At 62.9% G+C, this 21,651-nt stretch carries 28 protein-coding genes; 16 read left to right on the forward strand and 12 right to left on the reverse strand.

Annotation, left to right across the window (positions count from 1 at the left end):
• The first annotated feature begins 198 nt into the window (after positions 1-198).
• Positions 199-1,179 (forward strand): LytTR family DNA-binding domain-containing protein, encoded by a 981-nt coding sequence (locus RSE12_00165; protein WRH62789.1) that lies wholly within the window; start codon positions 199-201, stop codon positions 1,177-1,179.
• Here the strand turns inward: RSE12_00165 and RSE12_00170 are convergent.
• The 5 genes from RSE12_00170 to RSE12_00190 all read right to left on the reverse strand — a co-directional run bounded on the left by RSE12_00170 (position 1,176) and on the right by RSE12_00190 (position 4,833).
• On the reverse strand, positions 1,176-2,018 hold the full coding sequence (locus RSE12_00170) for an energy transducer TonB (protein WRH62790.1): 843 nt from the start codon (positions 2,016-2,018) through the stop codon (positions 1,176-1,178). The two genes, RSE12_00165 and RSE12_00170, sit on opposite strands and share 4 nt — an antisense overlap.
• Positions 2,015-2,386, reverse strand: a complete 372-nt coding sequence (locus tag RSE12_00175) for a biopolymer transporter ExbD (GenBank protein WRH62791.1) — start codon at positions 2,384-2,386, stop codon at positions 2,015-2,017. Before RSE12_00175 ends, RSE12_00170 begins: the two co-directional genes overlap by 4 nt.
• A gap of 55 nt (positions 2,387-2,441) precedes the next feature.
• Positions 2,442-2,822, reverse strand: coding sequence for a biopolymer transporter ExbD (locus RSE12_00180; GenBank protein WRH62792.1), 381 nt, complete (start codon positions 2,820-2,822; stop codon positions 2,442-2,444).
• Positions 2,819-3,514 carry a MotA/TolQ/ExbB proton channel family protein gene (locus tag RSE12_00185; GenBank protein WRH62793.1) on the reverse strand — a complete coding sequence of 232 codons (696 nt, stop codon included), beginning with the start codon at positions 3,512-3,514 and terminating at the stop codon, positions 2,819-2,821. The genes RSE12_00180 and RSE12_00185 overlap by 4 nt, the downstream gene beginning before the upstream one ends.
• Before the next feature lie 173 nt (positions 3,515-3,687).
• The gene (locus RSE12_00190; protein WRH62794.1) at positions 3,688-4,833 is read right to left on the reverse strand and encodes a lytic murein transglycosylase; all 1,146 of its coding nucleotides are present in this window, start codon (positions 4,831-4,833) and stop codon (positions 3,688-3,690) included.
• A 330-nt stretch (positions 4,834-5,163) separates the two neighbouring features.
• Here RSE12_00190 and RSE12_00195 point away from each other — a divergent pair, with 330 nt between their 5' ends.
• Positions 5,164-5,526: a polymer-forming cytoskeletal protein gene (locus tag RSE12_00195; protein WRH62795.1), complete on the forward strand. Its 363-nt coding sequence runs from the start codon at positions 5,164-5,166 to the stop codon at positions 5,524-5,526.
• 66 nt (positions 5,527-5,592) lie between these two features.
• On the opposite strand, the gene RSE12_00200 is transcribed toward RSE12_00195, so the two are convergent.
• The 3 genes from RSE12_00200 to RSE12_00210 all read right to left on the reverse strand — a co-directional run bounded on the left by RSE12_00200 (position 5,593) and on the right by RSE12_00210 (position 6,978).
• Complete coding sequence (locus RSE12_00200; GenBank protein ID WRH62796.1) at positions 5,593-5,826, reverse strand: hypothetical protein; 234 nt, start codon at positions 5,824-5,826, stop codon at positions 5,593-5,595.
• On the reverse strand, positions 5,823-6,392 hold the full coding sequence (locus RSE12_00205) for an alpha/beta hydrolase (GenBank protein WRH62797.1): 570 nt from the start codon (positions 6,390-6,392) through the stop codon (positions 5,823-5,825). Before RSE12_00205 ends, RSE12_00200 begins: the two co-directional genes overlap by 4 nt.
• A 112-nt stretch (positions 6,393-6,504) precedes the next feature.
• Entirely contained in the window at positions 6,505-6,978 is a 474-nt protein-coding gene (locus RSE12_00210; protein ID WRH62798.1) for an Lrp/AsnC family transcriptional regulator, read from the reverse strand.
• 217 nt (positions 6,979-7,195) lie between these two features.
• Between RSE12_00210 and RSE12_00215 the strand changes: the two genes are divergently transcribed.
• The 7 genes from RSE12_00215 to RSE12_00245 all read left to right on the forward strand — a co-directional run bounded on the left by RSE12_00215 (position 7,196) and on the right by RSE12_00245 (position 12,877).
• Positions 7,196-7,651, forward strand: a complete 456-nt coding sequence (locus RSE12_00215) for an Rrf2 family transcriptional regulator (protein WRH62799.1) — start codon at positions 7,196-7,198, stop codon at positions 7,649-7,651.
• A gap of 182 nt (positions 7,652-7,833) precedes the next feature.
• Positions 7,834-8,103: a hypothetical protein gene (locus tag RSE12_00220; GenBank protein WRH62800.1), complete on the forward strand. Its 270-nt coding sequence runs from the start codon at positions 7,834-7,836 to the stop codon at positions 8,101-8,103.
• A gap of 248 nt (positions 8,104-8,351) precedes the next feature.
• Entirely contained in the window at positions 8,352-9,314 is a 963-nt protein-coding gene (locus tag RSE12_00225) for a sulfate ABC transporter substrate-binding protein (GenBank protein ID WRH64890.1), read from the forward strand.
• A 9-nt stretch (positions 9,315-9,323) separates the two neighbouring features.
• Complete coding sequence (cysT, locus tag RSE12_00230; protein ID WRH62801.1) at positions 9,324-10,160, forward strand: sulfate ABC transporter permease subunit CysT; 837 nt, start codon at positions 9,324-9,326, stop codon at positions 10,158-10,160.
• Positions 10,153-11,031, forward strand: coding sequence for a sulfate ABC transporter permease subunit CysW (gene cysW / locus RSE12_00235; GenBank protein ID WRH62802.1), 879 nt, complete (start codon positions 10,153-10,155; stop codon positions 11,029-11,031). Before cysT ends, cysW begins: the two co-directional genes overlap by 8 nt.
• A 10-nt stretch (positions 11,032-11,041) precedes the next feature.
• Entirely contained in the window at positions 11,042-11,761 is a 720-nt protein-coding gene (gene cysA / locus RSE12_00240) for a sulfate ABC transporter ATP-binding protein (protein WRH62803.1), read from the forward strand.
• 195 nt (positions 11,762-11,956) lie between these two features.
• Positions 11,957-12,877, forward strand: coding sequence for a PfkB family carbohydrate kinase (locus RSE12_00245; GenBank protein ID WRH62804.1), 921 nt, complete (start codon positions 11,957-11,959; stop codon positions 12,875-12,877).
• An 82-nt stretch (positions 12,878-12,959) separates the two neighbouring features.
• On the opposite strand, the gene RSE12_00250 is transcribed toward RSE12_00245, so the two are convergent.
• Positions 12,960-13,451, reverse strand: coding sequence for an IS5 family transposase (locus tag RSE12_00250; protein WRH62805.1), 492 nt, complete (start codon positions 13,449-13,451; stop codon positions 12,960-12,962).
• Positions 13,369-13,728, reverse strand: coding sequence for a transposase (locus tag RSE12_00255; GenBank protein ID WRH62806.1), 360 nt, complete (start codon positions 13,726-13,728; stop codon positions 13,369-13,371). Before RSE12_00255 ends, RSE12_00250 begins: the two co-directional genes overlap by 83 nt.
• 230 nt (positions 13,729-13,958) lie before the next feature.
• Here RSE12_00255 and RSE12_00260 point away from each other — a divergent pair, with 230 nt between their 5' ends.
• The 4 genes from RSE12_00260 to RSE12_00275 all read left to right on the forward strand — a co-directional run bounded on the left by RSE12_00260 (position 13,959) and on the right by RSE12_00275 (position 16,707).
• Entirely contained in the window at positions 13,959-14,789 is an 831-nt protein-coding gene (locus RSE12_00260) for a hypothetical protein (protein WRH62807.1), read from the forward strand.
• Complete coding sequence (locus RSE12_00265) at positions 14,770-15,006, forward strand: addiction module antitoxin (GenBank protein WRH62808.1); 237 nt, start codon at positions 14,770-14,772, stop codon at positions 15,004-15,006. Before RSE12_00260 ends, RSE12_00265 begins: the two co-directional genes overlap by 20 nt.
• 230 nt (positions 15,007-15,236) lie before the next feature.
• Positions 15,237-15,857, forward strand: a complete 621-nt coding sequence (locus RSE12_00270; GenBank protein WRH62809.1) for a type IV toxin-antitoxin system AbiEi family antitoxin domain-containing protein — start codon at positions 15,237-15,239, stop codon at positions 15,855-15,857.
• Positions 15,850-16,707, forward strand: a complete 858-nt coding sequence (locus RSE12_00275; GenBank protein WRH62810.1) for a nucleotidyl transferase AbiEii/AbiGii toxin family protein — start codon at positions 15,850-15,852, stop codon at positions 16,705-16,707. Before RSE12_00270 ends, RSE12_00275 begins: the two co-directional genes overlap by 8 nt.
• 474 nt (positions 16,708-17,181) lie before the next feature.
• Here the strand turns inward: RSE12_00275 and RSE12_00280 are convergent, their stop codons facing one another.
• On the reverse strand, positions 17,182-18,285 hold the full coding sequence (locus RSE12_00280) for a Gfo/Idh/MocA family oxidoreductase (protein ID WRH62811.1): 1,104 nt from the start codon (positions 18,283-18,285) through the stop codon (positions 17,182-17,184).
• A gap of 9 nt (positions 18,286-18,294) precedes the next feature.
• Positions 18,295-18,996: a GntR family transcriptional regulator gene (locus RSE12_00285; GenBank protein WRH62812.1), complete on the reverse strand. Its 702-nt coding sequence runs from the start codon at positions 18,994-18,996 to the stop codon at positions 18,295-18,297.
• 87 nt (positions 18,997-19,083) lie between these two features.
• Here RSE12_00285 and RSE12_00290 point away from each other — a divergent pair, with 87 nt between their 5' ends.
• Genes RSE12_00290 through RSE12_00300 form a run of 3 tightly spaced genes read left to right on the forward strand, consistent with a single transcriptional unit; the run spans position 19,084 to position 21,640 of the window.
• Positions 19,084-20,241, forward strand: coding sequence for an LLM class flavin-dependent oxidoreductase (locus RSE12_00290; protein ID WRH62813.1), 1,158 nt, complete (start codon positions 19,084-19,086; stop codon positions 20,239-20,241).
• Positions 20,241-21,131, forward strand: coding sequence for an aldo/keto reductase (locus RSE12_00295; protein ID WRH62814.1), 891 nt, complete (start codon positions 20,241-20,243; stop codon positions 21,129-21,131). Before RSE12_00290 ends, RSE12_00295 begins: the two co-directional genes overlap by 1 nt.
• The gene (locus RSE12_00300; protein WRH62815.1) at positions 21,131-21,640 is read left to right on the forward strand and encodes a flavin reductase; all 510 of its coding nucleotides are present in this window, start codon (positions 21,131-21,133) and stop codon (positions 21,638-21,640) included. The genes RSE12_00295 and RSE12_00300 overlap by 1 nt, the downstream gene beginning before the upstream one ends.
• Positions 21,641-21,651: the final 11 nt, after the last annotated feature.

Here is a 21,651-nt window from a genome sequence, read left to right on the forward strand (position 1 = left end):
ATATGCGCAAATGGCATTTTGTGGCATAAGGCTGCGGTTCTTGGTTGGGGAATTGGCGCGAATCGTATCACGCCACGGCCCTGCCCGACGTGTTGGCGGGATAAAGGTGTGCTTTTTGCAGCCGTATACCCCTTAAGCCCGAAGCGGGCTGGCGTTGATGCGAACTACGAGTTGTGTTGAGTGGAGTGCAAGTTGCCTATGAGTGAATCCGCCCGGACTGTTTCCCCCGCACAGGTGGTTTCCACCTTTGGTTCGAGCTTTTACGTTCGTAGCGATTCGGCTGCGGAATACTTTCTTCACCCTGTCTTTCTGCGTTTTCTGATGCTTTCGTTGGGCATCTATACGCTTATGGACCAAAGCGATGCCGCCCAGCTTTTGGTTGGATGGCAATTGCCGATGATGTGGCTGGCGACGGCGCTGACGGTGATCGCGAGCCTTGTCGTGCTGGGTGGTTTGATATTGCGGCTGTATCTGCGCGGCGTTCTGCGCCGCATCTATACGCCGTTCCTGGTGCTGCCCATCGTCATCCTTGCGGAAATCACCGAACAATCGGTTGTGCAACTGTTGCAGGCAGGGGACTGGAAAACCTTGCCCGACACGCTGACAGATCTGACGCGGAACATGATGGTGGTTCTGCTGCTGGATGTCATGCATGTGCTGTATGTTGTGCCGACCCATCCGCTCGCCGTGCCCCGGATAGACGGGCAGGCGAAGGGAACGCCAGCGGATGCGCCGTCACAACGGGCAACCTTGGTACCCTTCCAGCCAGCCATCGTGGCAACAGAGCCGCCGGTGAGCGTGGAGCAGTTGCCGGATGAGGCTGAGGCTGTTGAGAGCAGTATTGATGGCGAGATCATCCGCATCGCGGATCGCACCTTCGCCATCGGGGAAATTCAATCGGTGCGGACCGAGGATCACTACCTGAATGTCGTCACGCGCACCACGCGCAACATGTTGCGGGCAAAGCTTTCAGACCTGGACTTGTTGCATGACGGACGCCATGGGGTGCAGATCAACCGGTCGCAATGGGTGAGCTTTGCGGCGATCGAGTCAGTGGTTGATGAGGAAAACGGTCAGATCACTTTGCAGATGGTGAACGGCGACAGCGCGACCGTGTCGCGCACGCGGCGGCTGGTGTTCATGCAACTGTTCAACGGTCACCGAACCCGGCAGGCCTAGCGCGAAAAGCGCATCGGCAGGGTGAAGCTGATGCTGTCCTGTGTCAGGCCTTCGGGCGCGGCGGGAAAACGGCCTGCGGCGCGGACAGCCTTGATCGCCGCCTCGTCCAGCGCCGCATTGCCGGAAGATGCCGCGATGGAGAGACCGGCCAGCGCGCCGGACCGGGTGACCGTCAGGCGGACTGTCACCGTGCCGGATGCGCCGTCTGCGGCCAACGGATAGCGTTTGCGCTTTTCGATTCGGGCCCGGATCTTTGCGCCCCAGTTGGCCGTCAGATCGTTGATCCGGCCTTGTGACAGGCTGGGTGCCTGTGCCTGCCCGCCTTCGCCTGCAACAGCCCCGCCGCCCGTGCCCGCTGCAACCTGCGCGGCGCTACTTTCTGACGGGGAAGGTTGTTCCGGGCGCGGTTCGGCGACAGGGGCGGTAGCTTCGGGGGGTGCGGGACGGGGCCGGGGCTTTACTGCCGGAGGCGGCGGGGGCGCGGGGGCCGTGTCTGCCTGCGGCAGGGCATCCGGCAGCGCGGGGGCAAGCGGCGGAGGCGTCAGGGACGGCAGCGCGGGGGCAACGTCGTTCAGGGCCATTTCCGGCAGTGCGGGGGGGGACATTTCGGGGGTGGCGGGTACAGCCAGTTCGGAAAGCGCGGGCGTATCCGGTGGGGCATCCCAAGCGGCGACCATGTCAGAGACGGATGGACCCGCAGCCTGGAGCGAGATCATGTCAGCCCCGCCTGCCCCGCTGCCCGACGCGCCAGCCGGGCCGGGGCGCAGGGCAAAGGCGCCCAGATGAAGGCCCAGTGCAAGGATCAGCGCAAGGGCGGCCTGAAGCCGAGCGCCGGTCATGGGGTGGCCCCGCCGACGGCGACAAGCTCGATATTGTCGAACCCCAGCGCGGGCAGTCGCGGCATCAAGGCGGCAAGCCGGGCGGCGGGAAGGGCGCTGTCGGCGCGAAGGGTGAGGCGGGGCGGATCTGCGAGACAGTCGATACTGCGGCAGTGATCCGTGCGGCTGGCGGTCAAAGCCGCCAGCGCCGCATCGCCGCGCGCATCGCGATAGCCCAAAAGGCCATCGGCGGCGATGAAGAGGGTGAAGTCACCCTGCGCCTCTGCCTCAGTCATGGCCTGTGGGGGGGTGACAGCAAAAGGTTCGGGGGCGGTCATCCGGGCTGCGATCAGGAAGAAAATCAGCAGCAGGAAGATCACGTTGATCATCGGCAGCAGGTTTTCTTCAGGTTTTCGGCGCGGCGGATCGCGGAAATCCATGCGGTCACTCCACCAGAACCAGCCGGGTCAGGCCTGCCGTACCCAGCCTGTCCATCACCGCGACCAGCGCCTGAAGGTCGGCCCCGTCGCGGGCGCGCAGGATGATCGCATCGTTGGGGGATTGCATGAGCGGGGCAAGCGCGGCGGCCAAAGCATCGGCCGTAACGGGGACGCCGTTCAACGACAGGCCTGTCGGGGTAAGCTCCACAAGCCGGGGCGGGCCGCTGTATTCGCCTGCGCCACCAGTAGAGGAAAGGGGCAGCGCGCGGTCGACGCCAAAGCGCGAGGCGAGCATGAAGAAGATCAGCAGCAGAAAGACCACGTCGATCATCGGCGTCAGGTTCGGACGCCGCCGCGTGCGGGGGGCATCGTCGAAACGGATCATTCGGCGGCCTGACGCAACGGCGCGGTGTGGCGCGGGCCGTGCAGGATGCGGGTGGCGGCATCCTCCATATCGTGGCGCAGGGAATCGACCACGGCTTCGAACCATGTCAGCGCCACTTGGGCGGGGATGGCCACGGCCATGCCGGCGGCGGTGGTCAGCAGCGCCTCCCATATCCCGCCAGCAAGGAGGGCTGGGTCAGCGCGGGCACCGGCCTCTTGCAGGGTTTGGAAGGCCGCGATCATGCCGGTGACGGTGCCCAGCAGCCCCAGAAGCGGGCCGATGGTAGAGGCGAGTTCCAGCCCCCGCAGACCATCGCGCGCCTGAGCCAGAAGACCACGGGCGACACGGCCAGCCTCGGCCTCGGCGGCGTCGCGGTCAAGGCTGGGGTCGAGCGCGGCGCGCATCACGGCATGGGCAAGGCGGGCGCGGTGCGATTTGCGGTTGGCCAGAAGGGCCAGCGCCTCGGCCGTTTTGCCCTGCGACCAGAGGTCGAGCGCGGCAGCTGTGTGACGGCCACCCGACCACGCGCCAAACGACAGAAGGCGCATGATCTTCCACAGGATCAGGGCGGCGGTCAGGACGGACAGCCCGGCAATCGCCCACATGGCCGGACCGCCCATGTCGATGAAGGAGACAAGCGACGCCAGCGCGTTTTCCGGCGCCGTGGCACCAAGTTCGACAGCAGGGTCCATGGCATCATCCTTGTGGCAGGAGTCTTGCCTATGATCGGAGGCTTGGGCTTGTCAACGCCAGAGGGCCGGTGCCGACGGGTGTTTTCCCGGTCGCGGGAGGCTGGCAGACCTTGCGCGAGCGAAAGCGACCATCGCCGGTGCCAGACCGGCCAGGCCGCCTTTGCGCGCGGTGGTCAGCGCAGGCTTTGCAGCAGGGCCTGCGAGGGGGTTCCGGTGACGGGCAAGCCTTGGCTGGCCTGATAGGCGCGGATCGCGGCTTCGCTGTTGGCACCGATCACGCCGTCAGACCCCTGCGTATCAAAGCCGCGCGCGGTGAGGCGCTGTTGCAGGGTAATCCGGTCCTGTTTTGTGAGCCCGTTGGCATCGGGCGGGAAACTACCTTGCAATGGCCCTGCCCCGCCGATCCGGTCGGCCAGATGGCCGACGCCGATCGCATAGGCATCGGAGTTGTTATACTGCTTGATGGCGCGGAAGTTGGCGGTGGTGTTGAAGCTGGGACCGCCCAATTGGGGTTGGATCACGCCACCGGACGGGCCGCCACTGCCAACCTCACCGCCCCAGCGCAGGCCGGGGGTCCAGCCGTTGCGTTGCAGATAGGCTGCGGTGGAAGCCAGCGCATCGGTGGGATCTTCGGACCAGATGTCGCGCCGCCCGTCACCCGTGAAATCGACCGCGAATTGCAGGTAGGAGGTGGGGATGAACTGCGTGTGCCCCATGGCACCGGCCCAACTGCCTGTCATGCGTGCGGCGGGGATGTCGCCGTTTTGCAGGATTTGCAGCGCAGCGATCAGCTGCTGTTCGAAGAACGGCCCGCGCCGCCCGTCAAAGGCGAGGGTCGAGCAGGCCGAGATGACGGGCACGTCGCCGCGCCGTTCGCCATAGAAGCTTTCCAATCCCCAGATCGCAGTGATGATTTCCGCATCGACGCCATAACGCGCTTGCAGCGCGTTCAGGGTGCCACGGTGGCGGGCAAAGGCGGCGCGGCCTTTTGCGACGCGTTCATCTGATACGGCGATGGAGAGGTAATCTTCGAGACTGCGGCTGGTTTCGGTCTGGTTCCTGTCGCGCGTCACGACGCCGGGAAGGTAGCCGGTCCCCTGAAACGCTGCCGAGAGGGTGGGTTGCGAGATGCCCTGCGCAGTGGCGCGGTCGCGGAAGGAGGCCACCCAGGCATCGTAGGCACCGTTCGGCACGGGCCGAAGGTCGGCCGGCAGTTCGCCCGGAAACGTGGGGCTGCCACCACGCGGCAGGCTTGGCGCACATGCGGTGATGCCAAGGCCCATAAGGCCAAGGCCGAAGAGGCGTCTGTTGATCTGCATGGGTCTGCTCACCTCTGTCTGCGTTTTTCGCAATAGTGCCGGGAGTTGGCAGCGCATACAATGGTGCAGGTCCGGCATCGGCTGAATACGGGGGATGCGGCGCTTAGATTGATAGCCGGATGAACGGCGCGGATCAGCGACTGTTTGCGCCGTAACTCGGGCATAGGGGGATTTGCTCAGCGAGGCCGCCCGGCAGGAAATCGCTACCGGAAGAGCGGAGGAACGCCGACGCCCCCGCGCTTATTCGCCGATCACGGGGCCGAGCGTTGCCCTTTCGGTGCGCGTCTGATCCAGTCGGCCTGCGAAAATTTTTCCTTGGACGGAGCGAGCATGAAGACTCTGAACGCCGATTTCACCAATTGGCCAGATGCCGCAGGTTCGAATTCGCACCGCAGCGTCCTTGGCCCCGACCTGATCATCGAAGGGGATGTCACCTCTACCGGGTCTGTCGATGTTGAAGGCAAGATTGTCGGGTCGGTCCGTGCGCCAGGTGTCGTAATTGCGGGTTCTGGTCATGTTGAGGGCAACGTCGTGGCGCATGATCTTTCGGTGCTTGGAACGGTATCGGGCATGATATCAGCCCGGAACGTCCAGCTTGCGCCAAGCGCCGTTGTGCGTGCCGACATTGCCCACGCACGGATCGCGATAGAAGCAGGTGCCGAGATGGACGGCAGGCTGCGACGCAAAGCCTGACTGGCCGACTGTAGCAAGGGGCGCAGGAAGGCCGACAGGTCGCGTTGTGCCGTTCTCTCGCGGCGGTCAGGCCTTGGCAGGAACGGTCAAAAGCTGCAGGGCATCGGCAAAGTAAGGGCGGAACCCTGCGGGCTGCCCGGACATTGGGAAATGGCCCAACTCTTCCATCACCGTACAGGTTGCGCCCGGACTAGCCGCGGCTGTGCGGCGGGCTTCTTCGAGCGTGAAAGTCAGGTCGTGGATCATCGGCGCGACGGCGCCGGATCGGCCTTGATGCGCGGGGTGGAGATAGGCTTTCACAGGGCGATCCTCCGCGCCCGGGCGGCGGGAACCGGTGCTGCGGCGGTTGCGGCCAGAAGGCCATCGCGCAGGGATTTGCCGTTTTGCCACGGCCCGAAACCCGACGCCACGTTGATGTGGCCGGCATTCCCCAGATCGACAAGATCGCTGCCCCAGACCTTTGCCAGATGGGCAGCGCGGTCGAACTGCATCCAGGGATCGGTCCGGCTGGCGACGACGGTGGTCGGGATATCAAGCCGCAGTTCCGGGATCGGGCCGAAATGGCCGATGCGATCACTGCCTGTCGTTTCGGCCGGTGCCACAAGAAGGGCCGCACGTACCCGCAGATGCGGCCAAGTCGCCAGCAGGCGCGCGATCAGCACCGCGCCCAGGGAGTGACCGACAAGAATGCTGTCGGGATGACGCAGGATCCTCGAGGCAAGCTCGATTTCCCACACCGCGGGAACCGGACGGTCGGGATCGGGAAGATCCACCATCAACGCCTTGGGGTCTGTTGCCGCCCACCAATCCTGCCAGTGCGGAGCGGGCGAGCCGTCAAGGCCGGGAACGATCAGTGTCTTGGTCATCTTTTCCCCTTTCGGACTGCGACTCGGCGTCTGCTTTAAATCTAGCAAGTTTGTCGTGTTTTTGGTTCCAAAGATGATTGCGAAAAGGGATGACCATTCCTGTGTAGAAGCCTTAGCGAGAAACCGTGTCTACCGGATAGGCGGTGGTAAACTTCATCCGCTCCATCGCGAAATGGCTGGTGACGTTCTTGATCGGCACCGCATCGGTGAGGCGTTTGTAAAGCCGGTCGAAGGCCATCATGTCGGCCACGGCGACGCGCAGCAGATAGTCGATCTCGCCTGCCATGCGGTACACTTCCATGATCTCGGGGATCGCATCGGTGGCGGCGGCAAAGGCCGCGCGCCAGTCGGCGGAATGGTCGGGCGCTTCGATCTCGACAAAGACGGTCAGCCCAAAGCCCAACTTGGTGGGATCGGCCAATGCCACCCGCCCCGTCAGCACGCCGGTGGCTTCAAGCTTTTGGATGCGTTTCCAGCAGGGCGTCTGCGAGAGGCCGGCCTTGTCGGCGATCTGGGCGATCGGCAGGGTCGCATCGCGCATCAGTTCCGCCACGATCTTGCGGTCGATCAGATCAAGGTATGTCATACTGTGGCTGCCTTTCTGGCCCGACTGGTGGGCTTGAAACGCAGCATGCATCAAATCAAAATAAAGTCTATGGTCTTTGTCGTGTTTAAGCGATGACGGGAAAACCCCACAGTCGATCCCTGTTTTCTAGGTGTTTTCCGGCAACGAGGCCGGGCATTGCCCACGGCCCCGCAATCCCGACATTGATTCTCGTCATTCCAGCCCGTAACTCTGATCCATGATCACGCAGAAGATGAAATACGCCCTAAAGGCGCTGCTGGTCTTGGCCGACGAGGCGGCCAAGGGCCAGCCGGAACCCCTGACGATCGAAGAGATCGCCAAGCGGTCCGACACGCCCAAGCGGTTTCTGGAGCATATCCTGCTTGAGGTCCGCAATGCGGGCGTGATCGCGTCGATCCGTGGGCGGTCTGGCGGGTATGTGCTGATCAAGAAGCCGACAGAGGTGTCGATCTCGGAGCTTCTGCGCACCATTGACGGGCCGATTGCCCCCCTGCCCTGCCTGTCGCGCCGCGCCTATCAGCGCTGCGAAGATTGCGCGGATGAAGCGACCTGCCGGATTCGGAAGGTCTTTGCCGATGTGTTCTGGTCCTATCTGGTGATGATTGAATCCCTGACCCTACAGGACATGCTGCAATCGGGCGTGGTCGCGGATCAGGTTCTGGGCAGCACCTAAGAAACTCAATTCAATAAGAAAACCTCTGCTCACAACGCGGGCTCCACGCCGCCGGCGGAGAATAAACTTCTATATACACGACAAATTTTAGCGTGAATTTTCCTTTGCAATACTCGACTATCCCTGTCGTTATTACAGAGATGACAGGGCTGATCCCTGCCTGACAGCGAAGGAGACATGTGATGACTGCTGCACTCCACCTTGATCCGATTGGACGGGCCGGACGCGCGATGTCGGCAATGCCGGCCCCGCTGTCGCAAGCCTGTGCCGTTCGTCTGATCGACCGGCGCACGGGTCAAACCCACCGCATCAATGGCAGCCCTTTGGTGCTGTTCACCAAATCGCCGGACGAAGCCGTGGCAGAACTTCTGTCCGGCCGCGATGCCGCGGTGTGGGAAGCCCGCGTGGAACCCATCGGCGCCGCACCCCGCAAGAACGGGGGCCGCGAATGACACCCTCGGCCGCCATCCCGCAAACCATTCTGGGCCTTGTGCCCTACCGCCCCCTCACCCCCAACCATTCCAGATCTCAGCAGGAGAATACCATGCTTGCCACCATCACCCTTGCCGGGACCGTGACGGCCCAGGGACCTGTCGTTGACGCCCATGCCGATGGCCGCCTGACCATCACCGATGGTTTGCGCCGCCTGACCGGCTGGCCGGTGGCCCGCGCGCTTCGCGGCACCCTGTCGGCCATCGCAATGTCTGTGCTGGCGCTTGGCACGGCGCCCGCCACGGTTCAGGCCGAGACGCTGCTGAATGTCAGCTATGACCCGACGCGTGAACTGTATCGCGAGTTCAATGAGGCGTTCACCGCCTGGTGGGTGGCCCAAGGCAACGAAGCGCCGGCCATCGAGGTGAGCCATGGAGGATCGGGGTCGCAGGCCCGCGCGGTGATTGACGGGTTGGAAGCGCAGGTTGTGACACTGGCCTTGGCCGGGGACATCGACCGGATTGCCGAAACGGGCAAACTGCCCGCAGATTGGCAGACGAAATTGCCAAAGAATTCGTCGCCCTACACCTCGACCATTGTGTTTCTGGTGCGCGAGGGGAACCCGGAAGGCATCGCTGATTGGGGCGATCTGGTGAGGGAAGGGGTTGAGGTCATCACCCCGAACCCGAAAACCAGCGGTGGGGCGCGGTGGAATTACCTTGCTGCCTGGGCCTGGGCGGAAAAGAACGGGCAAAACCCGCAAGAGTTCGTGGGCAAGCTATTCGCCAATGTCCCCGTGCTGGACAGCGGGGCGCGCGGATCGACCACGACCTTTGCGCAGCGCGGCATCGGTGATGTGCTGTTGGCCTGGGAGAACGAGGCCTATCTGGCGCTGAAGGAATTGGGCGAGGATCAGTTCGATATCGTCGTCCCGTCGATCAGCGTTCTGGCCGAACCACCGGTGGCCTTGGTTGAAGGCAACATCAAATCCGATGAGCAGCGCAAGCTGGCCGAAGCTTATCTGAACTTCCTCTACACGCCCGAAGGGCAGGCGCTGGCCTTCAAGCATTTCTACCGCGCCTGGGATGCTTCGGCGGCAAATCCCGAAGACGTGGCCCGCTTCCCGAAGCTGGAACTTGTGGACATCGCCAGCTTTGGCGGCTGGGCCAAGGTGCAGGCAGACCACTTCGCCGACGGCGGCATCTTCGACCAGATCTACGTGCCGAAGTAAGGAAGCAAGATGGGCAAACCCCTGATCCACCGATCCCCCATGCCCGGCCTTGGCCTCAGCATGGGGATCACCCTGACGATGCTTTCCCTTGTCGTCCTTTTGCCCATCGGCGCCCTTCTTCTGAAGGGCGCCAATTACGGTTTGGCGGGCATCTGGGAAACCGTGAACCGCGAACGCGTCTGGGCGGCGCTGTTCCTGTCGTTCCGGCTGTCGCTGTTTGCGGCGCTGTTCAATCTGGTGTTCGGTGTGCTGCTGGCCTGGGTTCTGGTGCGCTATCGCTTTCCCGGCCGACGCATTCTGGATGCTGCCGTGGACTTGCCCTTTGCGCTGCCCACCGCCGTGGCTGGGATTTCGCTGACGGCGCTTTATGCGCCCAATGGGGCCTTTGGCCAGTTGGCCGCCGAAATTGGCTGGAAGATCGCCTATACCCAATGGGGCATCTTCATCGCGCTGGTCTTTGTGGGCCTGCCCTTTGTCACCCGGACGGTTCAGCCCGTGGTCGAAGAGATCGAGCGCGAAGTTGAAGAGGCATCGGCCACGCTTGGGGCGAGCCGTCTGCACACCATCCGCCATGTCATCCTGCCAATGCTGACCCCTGCCGCGCTGACCGGGTTCGCGCTGTCGCTGGCGCGTGCGGTAGGGGAATACGGATCGGTCATCTTCATCGCAGGCAACATCCCGCTGGTGACGGAAATCGCACCCCTGTTGATCATCATTCAGCTGGAAGAGTTCAACTATGACGCCGCCGCCGCCATCGGCATCGCGATGCTGCTGATCAGCTTTGCGATGCTGTTGGTCATCAACCTGATTCAGGTCTGGAGCCGCCGGAGGATTGGATATGTCTGATTCAACCGTGAACAAGGGCACCGTTGCCCGCTTTCGTTCCGCCACCGAGGAAAACCCCGCCACCCGCTGGACCCTGATCGCCATCGCCTTCGTGGGCCTTGCGATCCTTGTCTTCGCGCCACTGGTTGCCATCTTTTTCGAAGCGCTGGCCGATGGCGTCGCGGCATCGCTCAAAAGCCTCGCCTCGCCCGATGCCCGCGATGCAATCCGGCTGACGCTGACCATCGCCGCCATTTCGGTGCCGCTGAACGCGGCCTTCGGCATCGCGGCGGCGTGGTTCATCACCAAGTTCGATTTCCGGGGAAAGGCGTTTCTGATCACGCTGATCGACCTGCCCTTCTCTGTCTCGCCGGTTGTTGCGGGCCTATGCATCGTGCTGATGTTCGGCACCAATTCGTTTGTCGGCGGCTGGCTGGTGGCGAACGGCTATCCTATCGTTTTCGCCATGCCGGGCCTCATTCTGGCCACCATGTTCGTGACCTTTCCCTTCGTCGCGCGGGAACTCATCCCCGTGATGATCGAACAGGGCCGGGCCGAAGAAGAGGCGGCGCTGACCCTTGGCGCCTCTGGCTGGCGCACCTTCTCGACGGTTACGCTGCCCAATATCCGCTGGGCGCTGCTGTACGGGGTACTGCTGTGCAACGCCCGCGCGATGGGCGAGTTTGGCGCGGTGGCCGTGGTGTCGGGCAAGATCCGGGGGCAGACCGCCACGATGCCGACCACCATCGAGATGCTGTATCAGGAATACCTGTCCGTTGCGGCGTTCAGCCTTGCCGCCGTGCTTGCCCTGTTGGCGCTGGTCACACTGTTGCTGAAAACCGCGCTGGAAATCCGCCATGCCGATCAACTCGCTGCCGCGCACCGCCACTAGGAGAAGCCCTATGCACATCGAAATCGACGAAATCTCCAAGCAGTTCGGCACTACGGCAGCCTTGCATCCCGTATCGCTGTCGCTGCCATCGGGCGCGTTGGTGGCGCTGCTTGGCCCCTCTGGTTCCGGCAAGACGACACTGCTGCGCATTCTTGGCGGGCTGGAGTTTCCAACATCCGGCCGTGTCCTGTTCGACGGGCAGGATGCCACCGGCTTGACGGTGCAGGAACGCCGCGCCGGGTTTGTATTTCAAAGCTATGCCCTGTTCCGCCATATGACGGTGTTTGACAACATCGCCTATGGCCTGAACGCCCGCCCACGTGCCGCACGCCCCACCAAGGCCGAGATTGCCCGCCGCGTGACCAAACTGCTGGAGCTGATCCAACTGCCCGACATCGGCGCGCGCTATCCAAGCCAGCTGTCCGGTGGTCAGCGCCAGCGTGTTGCGCTGGCCCGCGCGCTGGCCATTGAACCGCGGATGCTGCTGCTGGACGAACCTTTTGGCGCACTTGATGCCAAGGTCCGCAAGGAGCTGCGCCAAGGTCTGCGCGACATCCATGATACGACAGGTTTGACCACCGTCTTTGTGACCCACGATCAGGAAGAAGCGATGGAACTGGCCGATCTTGTGGTGGTCATGTCGATGGGCAGGATCGAACAGATCGGCAAGCCGCAGGATATTCGCGCCCGCCCGGCCACCGCTTTCGTGCGGGACTTCATCACCGCGTGACGGCAAAACGCTGTGCACTGACCAGTTGCTCTATCCTCGCCACAAGGCGACACTGACCGCCAGGTTCCGGTTGCGGCTGGATCAAGGGTGTTTGGCGGGTCCGTCGGAAATGGGCCCGGCAACGCGTGGTGAGCGGGGGGCGAAGATGAACGACAGGCGGGGCGAGGAGCCACAAGCACGGTTAAGGCCCGCACCATGGGCATAGACGTGTCGAAGCCGCCGGTGGTTCTTGTCGTCGGATCGCTGCATCACGACATCATGGTCGAGGCCGACCATTTGCCGCGCGCCGATGAAACAGCCGTCGGGCGGCGCTGGTATCCCAAGTTTGGCGGCAAGGGTGGCAATCAGGCCGTGGCGGCGCAGGCCGCAGGGGCGACCGGGCGGATGTTCGGGGCCGTCGGGAAGGACGGGTTCGGTGCTTTCCTTCTGGATGTGTTGAAGACGCGCGGGGTGGACCACCGCTTTGTCCGGCAGATGGACGATGCCGGTACGGGCATGAGCGTGGCAATTCAGGACGCCCGTGGCGATTACGCGGCAACAATCGTGTCTGGCGTGAACCTGCTGCTTGATCCGGCGGCGCTGGAGCAACCTGCGCTTTGGCAAGATGTGCGGGTCCTTGTCCTTCAGAACGAGATACCAGCAGAGGTCAACCTGGCGGCCGCCAAGCTTGCGCGGCAGCGCGGGGTGACGGTCGTGCTGAATGCTGCTCCGGCGCGCGAATTGCCGGCTGAATTGCGCGGCGCGGTGGATGTGCTGGTGGTCAATGCGATCGAGGCAGAGATGTTCGGAACGGACCCGGTCATCGACCTTGCCTCTGCGCTTATTGCGGCGCGCCAGCTTGCGGCGCACTATGCCAATGTCGTGGTGACTGCGGGTGCGCATGGTCTGGCCGCATGGACGGCCGAGGGCGCCCAGATCACACTGCCCGCCCGAAAGGTGCGTGTGTCCAGCACGCATGGGGCCGGCGACTGCTTCACCGGAACGCTTGCGGCCAGTCTTGCCAGCGGGCAGTCGCTTGCCGAAGCTTGCGCAGCAGCGTCAGACGCCGCTGCATCCCACGTCGAGGGAAATGGCGTTGCAACTGGTGGCCCGGACGGCATCGACGGGCGCGCATGACCACCGGGTTCCAGTCGGACTGAACCAAGGAATATTCGCAGGGCACCAGCGAAGACTCCTTAGGCTCCAGACTCATTGATCGTCAAAGCCAGAACAAGACGGTTGCGGCCAAAGCGACGGCGGAGAGGAAGACCTTCGGGCACCTGTCGTAGCGGGTGGCGATGCGGCGCCAGTCCTTCAGCCTGCCAAACATGATCTCGATGCGGTTGCGGCGCTTGTAGCGGCGCCTGTCGTAGCGGACGGCCTTTCCGCGCGACTTCCGACCGGGGATGCAGGGGCGTATCCCCTTGTCTTTTAACGCATCCCGGAACCAGTCGGCGTCGTAGCCCCGATCAGCGATCAGCCATTCCGCGGCCGGTAAACTGCCAAGCAGCGCCGCGGCGCCGGTGTAGTCGCTGACCTGGCCTGCCGTCATGAAGAACCGAAGCGGGCGGCCCTTGGCATGGTCACGGCGTGCAGTTTGGTGTTCAACCCGCCCTTCGTGCGCCCGATCAGGCGCCCGCGTTGATCGTCGGGCCCCCCTTTTTCGCCCGCAGGCTTGAGGCCGTGCGGTGCGCCTTGAGGTAGGTCGCATCGATCATGACGACCTTCTCCTCGCCGCCTTCGGAGGCCAGTCCCTCCATCATCCGGGCAAAGACCCCCATCTCGCCCCACCGCTTCCAGCGATTGTAGAGGGTCTTGGGCGGGCCATACTCCCTAGGCGCGTCGCACCATCTCAACCCGTTGCGATTGATGAAGATAATGCCGCTCAGCACGCGCCGGTCGTCGACCCTCGGCTTGCCATGGCTCTTCGGAAGGAACGGCTTCAACCGCTCCATCTGCTCATCGGACAGCCAGAAAAGGTTGCTCATCATCACCCCCGTCAGTTCGGGAGCTTGAATCACGCAGGCCGCGCGGCCACAAGCAAATCAATGGGTCCTGACCCTAGAGGCTTTGCCGGAGGGCGCGGTCATCGTCCGGATGCTGAGCGACTACGCTGTCTTGCGTGATCAAGCGCGGGCGTGCCATTGATGACATAGCGTGGGCCTCGGCACCAATTTCCAAGCCGAAGTGCGCTGTTCTCGATCAGCGGTATTGTCTCATGATTGAATGGCCCTTTGAGTTCCAGCGCGTGCAAGACGCCCTCGACAGGCGGACCATGACGGGCCAGGAAGCCGCGCGCGAAATCTTCGTCGCAAGACGGAAGCATGGCCCGCCTTGGCACTGGAAAAACTGGAAGCGCGCCAGGGTTCAATTCCTTGGTTCGAAATGCGCCACATGCGGCGCCGACCATGAAGCTGTACTTGTTCTGCAGCACACTGTGAGAATTCCCCGTGTTCAGCCCTATTTGGACAAGGCCAAGGCTGAATATGAGTCGCGGGAACCATCCCACGACTATCGCGCTGAGTTGCGGGAAGAGTGCTACGCGATCCGGGACGCCGTCATTCCGGAAATGCGGGACTGCTGCCCTTTATGCTTCAGCCTTTCGATTCAGTTTCGCAAAAAGGCGGCCACGTGGATCTGCAACAGCCCGGTCGGTCGGGGCTACTGCGGTCACGTTTTCGAAGTTCCGGCGAAGAAGGAGGCCCTCACAGCAGCCCAGAAACGCGGTATCCGCGCGCGAAAGTACATGGCTTGGCGTGAGAAGGCGACAAACTGGGACGGCGATTGGAAGCGCGGAGCGATCCTCGCATGGCTTGCGGATTTCCGGGAGTATCTGTCGCTGAAGCACACAAAGACGCTTTGCAAGCGTTGTGCTTTTTTGGAGGACATGACTGATCTGAAGCCATGCCTCGAGTGCGGATTTGCGTTCTCAAGGACAGAGACTGCGTGTCCCGACTGCGGCCGTGAGGTCACCGAGGCTCATGCTGATAGCGCGGAGGGAGAGACGAATGGCGGCCCAACCCAGAACGATGACGCTGGAAATCGATGATGAGCTGCACGCGTTCCTGACGTTGATGGTGAGCGACGCAGGGCCCTATCAATCCGTCAGCGCCTATGTTGAAGACCTGATCCGGCGCGACATGGCAAGCCAGGAGGTGGCGGCCTTTACGCAGCTGCAGGTGGAACTTGCCGCTGGGTTCAGCGCCCCAGAATCCACTTACCACCCGTCGTCTGCCGCGGAAGTGATCGCGCGCAACCGCATTTGACGGATCAGCCGTTTCTCGTGATCCGTGGTCCATCCGTTCCAAGGGTCATCGAACGGCAGCATCCGCCTACTGCGCAGTCGTGCGGAGAATGGCGGGTCTAATCTCCGCATAATCTGCGGTGATTGAACATGATGATGCCGCGGGGTTCGGACCTGCGCAGGTTGCTTGAAGCCGAGTAGCATGTTACAAAACCTAGGACAGGATGCACTTGTGTCCGAGGTTTTGTCACCATGCTTGCGACGGATCAGGGCCAGCGCGCCCGCATGATCGACTACATGGAAGCTCATGCGCCAGCCCGTTCAAGGGATCTGGCCTCCATCGGCGTGAGCGGAACCACCATCGCGAGGGCGGTGGCAGATGGCGTGGTGGTACGGATTGGGCGGGGACTGTATCAGCTGCCAGACAGCGAGCCAGACCTTCATGCTGGGCTGATCGAGATCGCCAAGCTCGCACCCAAGGCCGTCATCTGCCTGACTTCGGCACTGTCCTTTCATCAGCTGACCGACCAACTTTCACGCCGGGTGTGGATCGCCATCGGCGCCAAGGACTGGGCACCGAAGATCGAATACCCTCGCATCCGCATCGTGCGTTTCCGTGAGCCTTACCTGACCAATGGCATCGAGGTCCATCGGATCGGGGAGGCGGAGGTTCGGGTCTATTCCATAGCCAAGACGATTGCCGACGCATTTCGGAACCCGAAGCTGGTGGACCGGTCCGTCACCATCGAGGCGATGAAGGCAGCGCTGGGCGGAAGGAAGGCCACGGCGGGCCAGCTCGCGACAGCCGCGCGCGAGAACGGGGCGTGGAACCAGATGCGCCCCTATCTGGAGGCCCTGACGTCAAATGGCTAAGCAACCCAAGGACATCGCGGCTTCCGTGCGTCAGCGTTTGCTGAACCTTGCCCGTGCTGAAGGTCAGCTGTTCGATGTGGTGCTGGTAGCCTTTGGCCTCGAACGACTGGTGTACCGGCTGTCGGTCTCCGAATATCGCGACCGCTTTGTCCTGAAGGGTGGCATGCTCGTCACCTTGTGGACGGCTGACACTGGCCGCTTTACCCAGGACATCGACTTCCTGGCGTTCGGCTCGGACGAGGAGGCCGAACTGAAGACTGCCTTCTCCCAGATACTCGCCATAGATGGCGATGACGGGCTGGTCTATGACATTGAAAGTCTGACGGCCGTCGCCATTCGAGAAGACCAGATCTATGGCGGGATGCGGCTCCGGACCGAAGCCCGCTTGGGTAACACGCGCATACCGATCACCGTGGACCTCGGCTTCGGCGATGCCTTGGCCGATCCGCAATTCGAGATCGAGTACGGCTCCCTGCTCGACTTTCCAGCCGCATCGATCCGCGCCTACTCACCGGCAACGGTCATCGCCGAGAAGTTTCAGGCCGTTGTGGCGCTGGGCTTGGCGAACAGCCGGATGAAGGATCTCTATGATCTTTGGACGCTGCCGAAGTCCGTCAACATCGACATGGGCGACCTCACTGCCGCGATCAGAGGAACCTTCGCTCGACGCGATACCATTGTTCCAGCCGCCTGCCCTATCGGTCTGTCGGAGGAGTTCTCGACCGACGAGGCGAAGATGACGCAGTGGCGGGCCTACTCTGGGGGCACGGCTCTAGACGGGCGGCCGCTCGCGGAGGTCACTGCGGAGATCTGGGCTCGGCTTGAACCGGCATGCAGGGCGGCGGCATGATTGCCGCGTTCTGCGCGATCATCTGGCCCGTCGAAGGGGGCCTCGTGTAACGTTGAGTTGTTGTTGAGGTAAACGCGTTTGCTTATACGCAAGCGAAACGCTCAACGTTTAACTCTTTGGTTTTGTTGAGAGATTTGGTTGCGGGGGCAGGATTTGGCTTGTGCCGAACTTCAGTTAATTTGAGCGACGCAAAATTTCAACTCGCAGACTTCAAACTGTCTGCCGGATAACGAGAGCACCAAAACATCAATATAAAACAGCTATCTAACGAACCTACTCCAGACCTCTAAAGTTCTGCATCCACGCACAAAGGAAGCTCATTACAGCGGATCCCGCCGCGTCAACTGACTCAGAAATGCACTCCTCCCCAAGGATCTGTGATTTCGTCGGGCCCAGCGGGCAGTACAGCTTCTCAACTCTGAACGACGTGGAGCTTTCGGCCCTTAGCGGACCTTTGCGGTAAGTGGTCTTTCGCTATGGCCTACAGTCAAAATCAAGAAGACTGACCGCCTGGCCTGTCAGTGCGCTTTGCTGGGCCGCCTGTCCTATGGTGGCCGCCCACCAGCCATCCTCAAACGAGACCTCAGGCTGCTGCAGCCCGGTCGCTGCCCGAAAAAACCTCTGATGCTGATAGAAGGTCGATCCGTTGTGGTCACCCGCTGCCAGCAGAGCCGGGTCGACCGGTATCTCCAGTTCGACCGGCCGGGCCGGATTTCGCGGGCTCACGATGACTTTCGGCACCGGGGCCGCCCCCAGATGAGCAGGCCAGAAACGGCCAGGCCCGGGCACGAGGCATTCGATCTTGCCCTTTGGCCCGACTGCCGAGATTTCTTCCTGATAGCGGCTGCCTTCGGCGAACATGCACAGTTCCAGCATCGCCCGCATGCCGTTTGCGAAATCGACAATGACATAGGCATGGTCCCAGATGTCAGATTGCTCGCCGTCATAAACCTCATCCAGATGGTTCACGGCCTGCCCGCCGCTGGCCATGACGCGGATCGGATTGCAGCCTGCAACCAACCGCATCAGATCGAAGAAATGGCAGCACTTTTCCACCAGAGTCCCGCCTGAATTGCGGTTGAAGCGGTTCCAGTCGCCGATCTTTTGCAGGAAGGGAAAGCGGTGTTCGCGGATTGTGAACATCTTTACCCCACCCGTCGCCGCCTGAGCCTCGCGCAGAAGATGCGCAACGGGGGGCATGTAGCGGTATTCCATGGCCACCCAGATCGGCGCCGGATAGGCTGCGCGCAAGGCTGCCAGTCGGGGGGCGTCGGCCGGGTCGGTGAACAGGGGTTTCTCGCACAAGACCGGCAAAGGGCGGGTGCGGGCTATTTCCTCCAGCTGCGCAAGGTGCAGGTGGTTCGGGCTGGCGATCAGCAGGCAGTTCACTGCGGGCACGGCCAGGACTTCGGCAACCGACCCCACTATCTGCGCATCCGGCACCAGCGCGGACGCAGCCGCGCGCATGCCCGCATCGGGTTCAAAGATTGCAGCAACGCTGGCATTTTCAAGAAGGGCGATGTTGCGCAGGTGCTCCTGCCCCATCATTCCGCAGCCGATGATCCCGTAGCGCAGCATTTCTTCTTCCTATTTCAATCGCGCCACATAGCGCACGGTTTCGGGGTCATACCAAGTCAGCGAGGCTTCGACCGACCTGCCGTCCTGCGCCCAGCTCACGCGGGTGATGAGCGGCAAGGGCGTGCCGGGCGGATGCGAAAACTCGGGCGGCGCCCAGTCGGGCAGTGGGCCTTGGCCGATGCTGTCCTCGGCCCGCGCGATCCAGATGCCAAGGCGCTGGCGATAGAAGAGATAGAGCGATTCCAGCAGGTCGCCGGGTGCGATCCGGTCGACCTCGGCCCCATCCAGCCAGATCTCCTCGACTGCCGCAACCTGGCCCGACAGAAAGCGGAGCCGTCGGATGCGGTGGCCCTCGGCACTGGCACCGAAGGTGGGCAGGGCGGGGTTCTTGGCGCAGCGGTTGACCGAAAGGACGCGCGCCGTTGGCAGGCCGCCACCCTCGACCCGCTCAAGCCTGAACAGCGCATAGACCGAGGCCGCGTCGGCCTTGGCCCGAATGTAGTTGCCCGACCCCTGCACGCGGTCGAGAAGGCCCTTTTCGGTCAGTGATTTGAGAGCTTGCCGCAAGGTGCCGACCGCAATTCCCATGTTGGAGGCCATATCGCGTTCGGGCGGCAGGCGTTCACCGTCGATCAGGCGCCCCGCCGCGATGTCGCGGATCAGAAGTTCGGCGATCTGTTGGTAAAGCGGCAGCGAACCTGAGTGAGCCATTCCGTCGCATCCGAAATTGATACATGATTGATCTACATCAAAGCCAATGCTACGCAAGAGGAAAGCAGCAGTCGGAGCCAGAGAATCATGTCGGTCGTGCCGATCACCTCACTCGACCTTGACGCCTGCGAGGTCAGCTGGTTTGCCGCGCTCTGCTCTGACGATTACCAGTTCCTTGGGGTTCCGGACGGCGACCTGCGATCAAGCTGGGCGCACTGTTCCGACATCGTGAAGCGGGCGGAAGGCCACGGGTTCCGCAACATCCTGTGCCCGTCCTCCTATCAGGTGGGGCAGGACACGCTGTCATTTGTCGCGGGCTGTGCGCCGATCACCGACCGCATCAACTTTCTGGCCGCGATCCGTTGCGGCGAGATGCAGCCGGTGATGTTGGCCCGGACGGTCGCCACGCTGGACCACATGCTGCAGGGGCGTCTGACGCTGAACGTGATTTCCTCGGACTTTCCGGGTGAAGTTGCAGACAGCGCCTATCGCTACAAGCGCAGCCATGAGGTGGTACAGATCCTCCGCCAGGCTTGGACACGGGACCACATCGAGTATTCGGGCGACGTCTACCAGATCAGCAAAGTGACGACCGATCCGGCGCGACCCTACCAGCAGAACGGCGGGCCGCTGCTGTATTTTGGCGGCTATTCCCCCGACGCGCTGGAGCTGTGCGGTGCGCAATGCGATGTCTACCTGATGTGGCCCGAACCGAAGGAAGTGCTCGCCAAGCGGATGCAGGACGTCCACGCCCGGGCCGCGGCGCATGGTCGAACTCTGGATTACGGCCTGCGTGTCCACATGATCGTGCGCGACACCGAGGCAGAGGCGCGGGACTATGCCGATTACATCGTGTCCAAGCTGGATGACGAGTACGGCAAGCTGATCCGCGACCGGGCGCATGACTCGATCAGCCTGGGCGTCGCGCATCAAGCGCGTGCGCGGGAACTGGCGGACCAGTTCGGCTATATCGAACCGCATCTCTGGACCGGGATCGGCCGGGCGCGGTCGGGCTGCGGGGCGGCGCTTGTCGGATCGGTTGACCAGGTCATGTCCAAGCTTGAAGATTACCAGGCGATGGGCATCCGGGCCTTCATCTTTTCGGGCTATCCGCATCTCGACGAATGCGACCATTTCGGCAGCAAGGTGATGCCGCAGATCAAGACCTGCTCCTTGCCACATGCCTATGGCCGGGTCCCGGCCTCGACCCCTGCCACGCCCCTGGGCATTGGAGTGCGCCGCTGATGGACCGTATCACCTTTGGCCCAATCACGATGTCCCGGCTGGTCTACGGCATGTGGCGGCTGGGCGACGACCCTGACACTTCGCCCGCCCATGTGCAGGCAAAGATCGAAGCCTGCCTCGCGCAGGGCATCACAACGATGGACCAGGCAGACATTTATGGCGGCTATACTGCCGAGGCTCTCTTGGGCGCGGCACTCAAGGCTGCTCCGGGCTTGCGCGACCGGATCGAGATCGTCACCAAATGCGACATCGTCGCCCCGGTCGGTCGTCATTCCGCCGCGCGGGTGAAGTATTACGACACTTCTGCGGCGCATATCACCGCCTCGGTCGAGGCCAGCTTGTGCGAGATGGCGACCGACCGGATCGACCTGCTGCTGATCCACCGCCCCGACCCGCTGATGGACCACCATGAGACGGGCCGCGCGCTGGATGCCCTCGTTGCCAGCGGCAAGGTGCGCAGCGTGGGTGTCTCGAACTTCCGGCCCTGGGACTTTACCCTGTTGCAATCGGCTATGACCGCGCCACTGGCCACCAACCAGATCGAGCTGTCGCTGAACTGCCGCGACGCCTTCACCAACGGCGACCTTGCCTTCCTGCAAGAGCGCGGGATCGCGCCGATGGCCTGGAGCCCGCTTGCCGGTGGTCATTTGCGGGCCGAGGCAAATGACGGCCTTTCCGCCCGGCTGGACGCGCTGGCAAAGGCCGCTGGCACCGACTGGACCGCTGTTGCCGTGGCCTGGCTGCTGCACCACCCGGCGAAGATCATCCCGGTTCTGGGCACCAACACCCTGTCGCGCATCGCCACCATATCGGACGCGGCGCGCGTGCCGATGGACCGCCAGACCTGGTTCGAGCTTCTGACGCTCGCCCAGGGGCATGAGGTCGCGTGATGGCGGATGGCGGCATCCAGACAGACGGAATCGTGCCGGACGCCGCCAATGCGCGGCTGTTCCGCGATGCGCTGGGGCGTTTTGCAACCGGCGTGACCTTGGTCACGATCGAGGGGCCGGACGGGCCGATCGGCTTTACCGCCAACAGTTTCGCAAGCCTGTCGCTGGACCCGGCGCTTGTGCTGTGGTCCCCGGCAAAAGCTTCGCAGCGCTATCCGTTCTTTGCCACTGCCCGGCACTACGCGATCCATGTTCTCGGGCAAAGCCATGCCGACCTTCCCGCCCGGTTTTCCAGGGGTGGGCAAGGTTTCGCGGGCCTCGACTGGCAACAGAATGCCGAGGGCGTGCCGGTCTTGCTGGGCGCAATCGCCCGATTCGACTGTGTCCAGCACGCAACGCATGAGGGTGGCGACCATCTGATCATCGTGGGACAGGTCCTGCGGCTGGCCCTGGGGGAGGGCGAGCCGCTGGTTTTCGCGAAAGGCAGGTTCGGAGGCTTTACGGGCTGAAACACCCCCCC

Origin of the sequence: Fuscovulum sp., from assembly GCA_035192965.1 — a bacterium.
Lineage (GTDB): Bacteria > Pseudomonadota > Alphaproteobacteria > Rhodobacterales > Rhodobacteraceae > Paragemmobacter.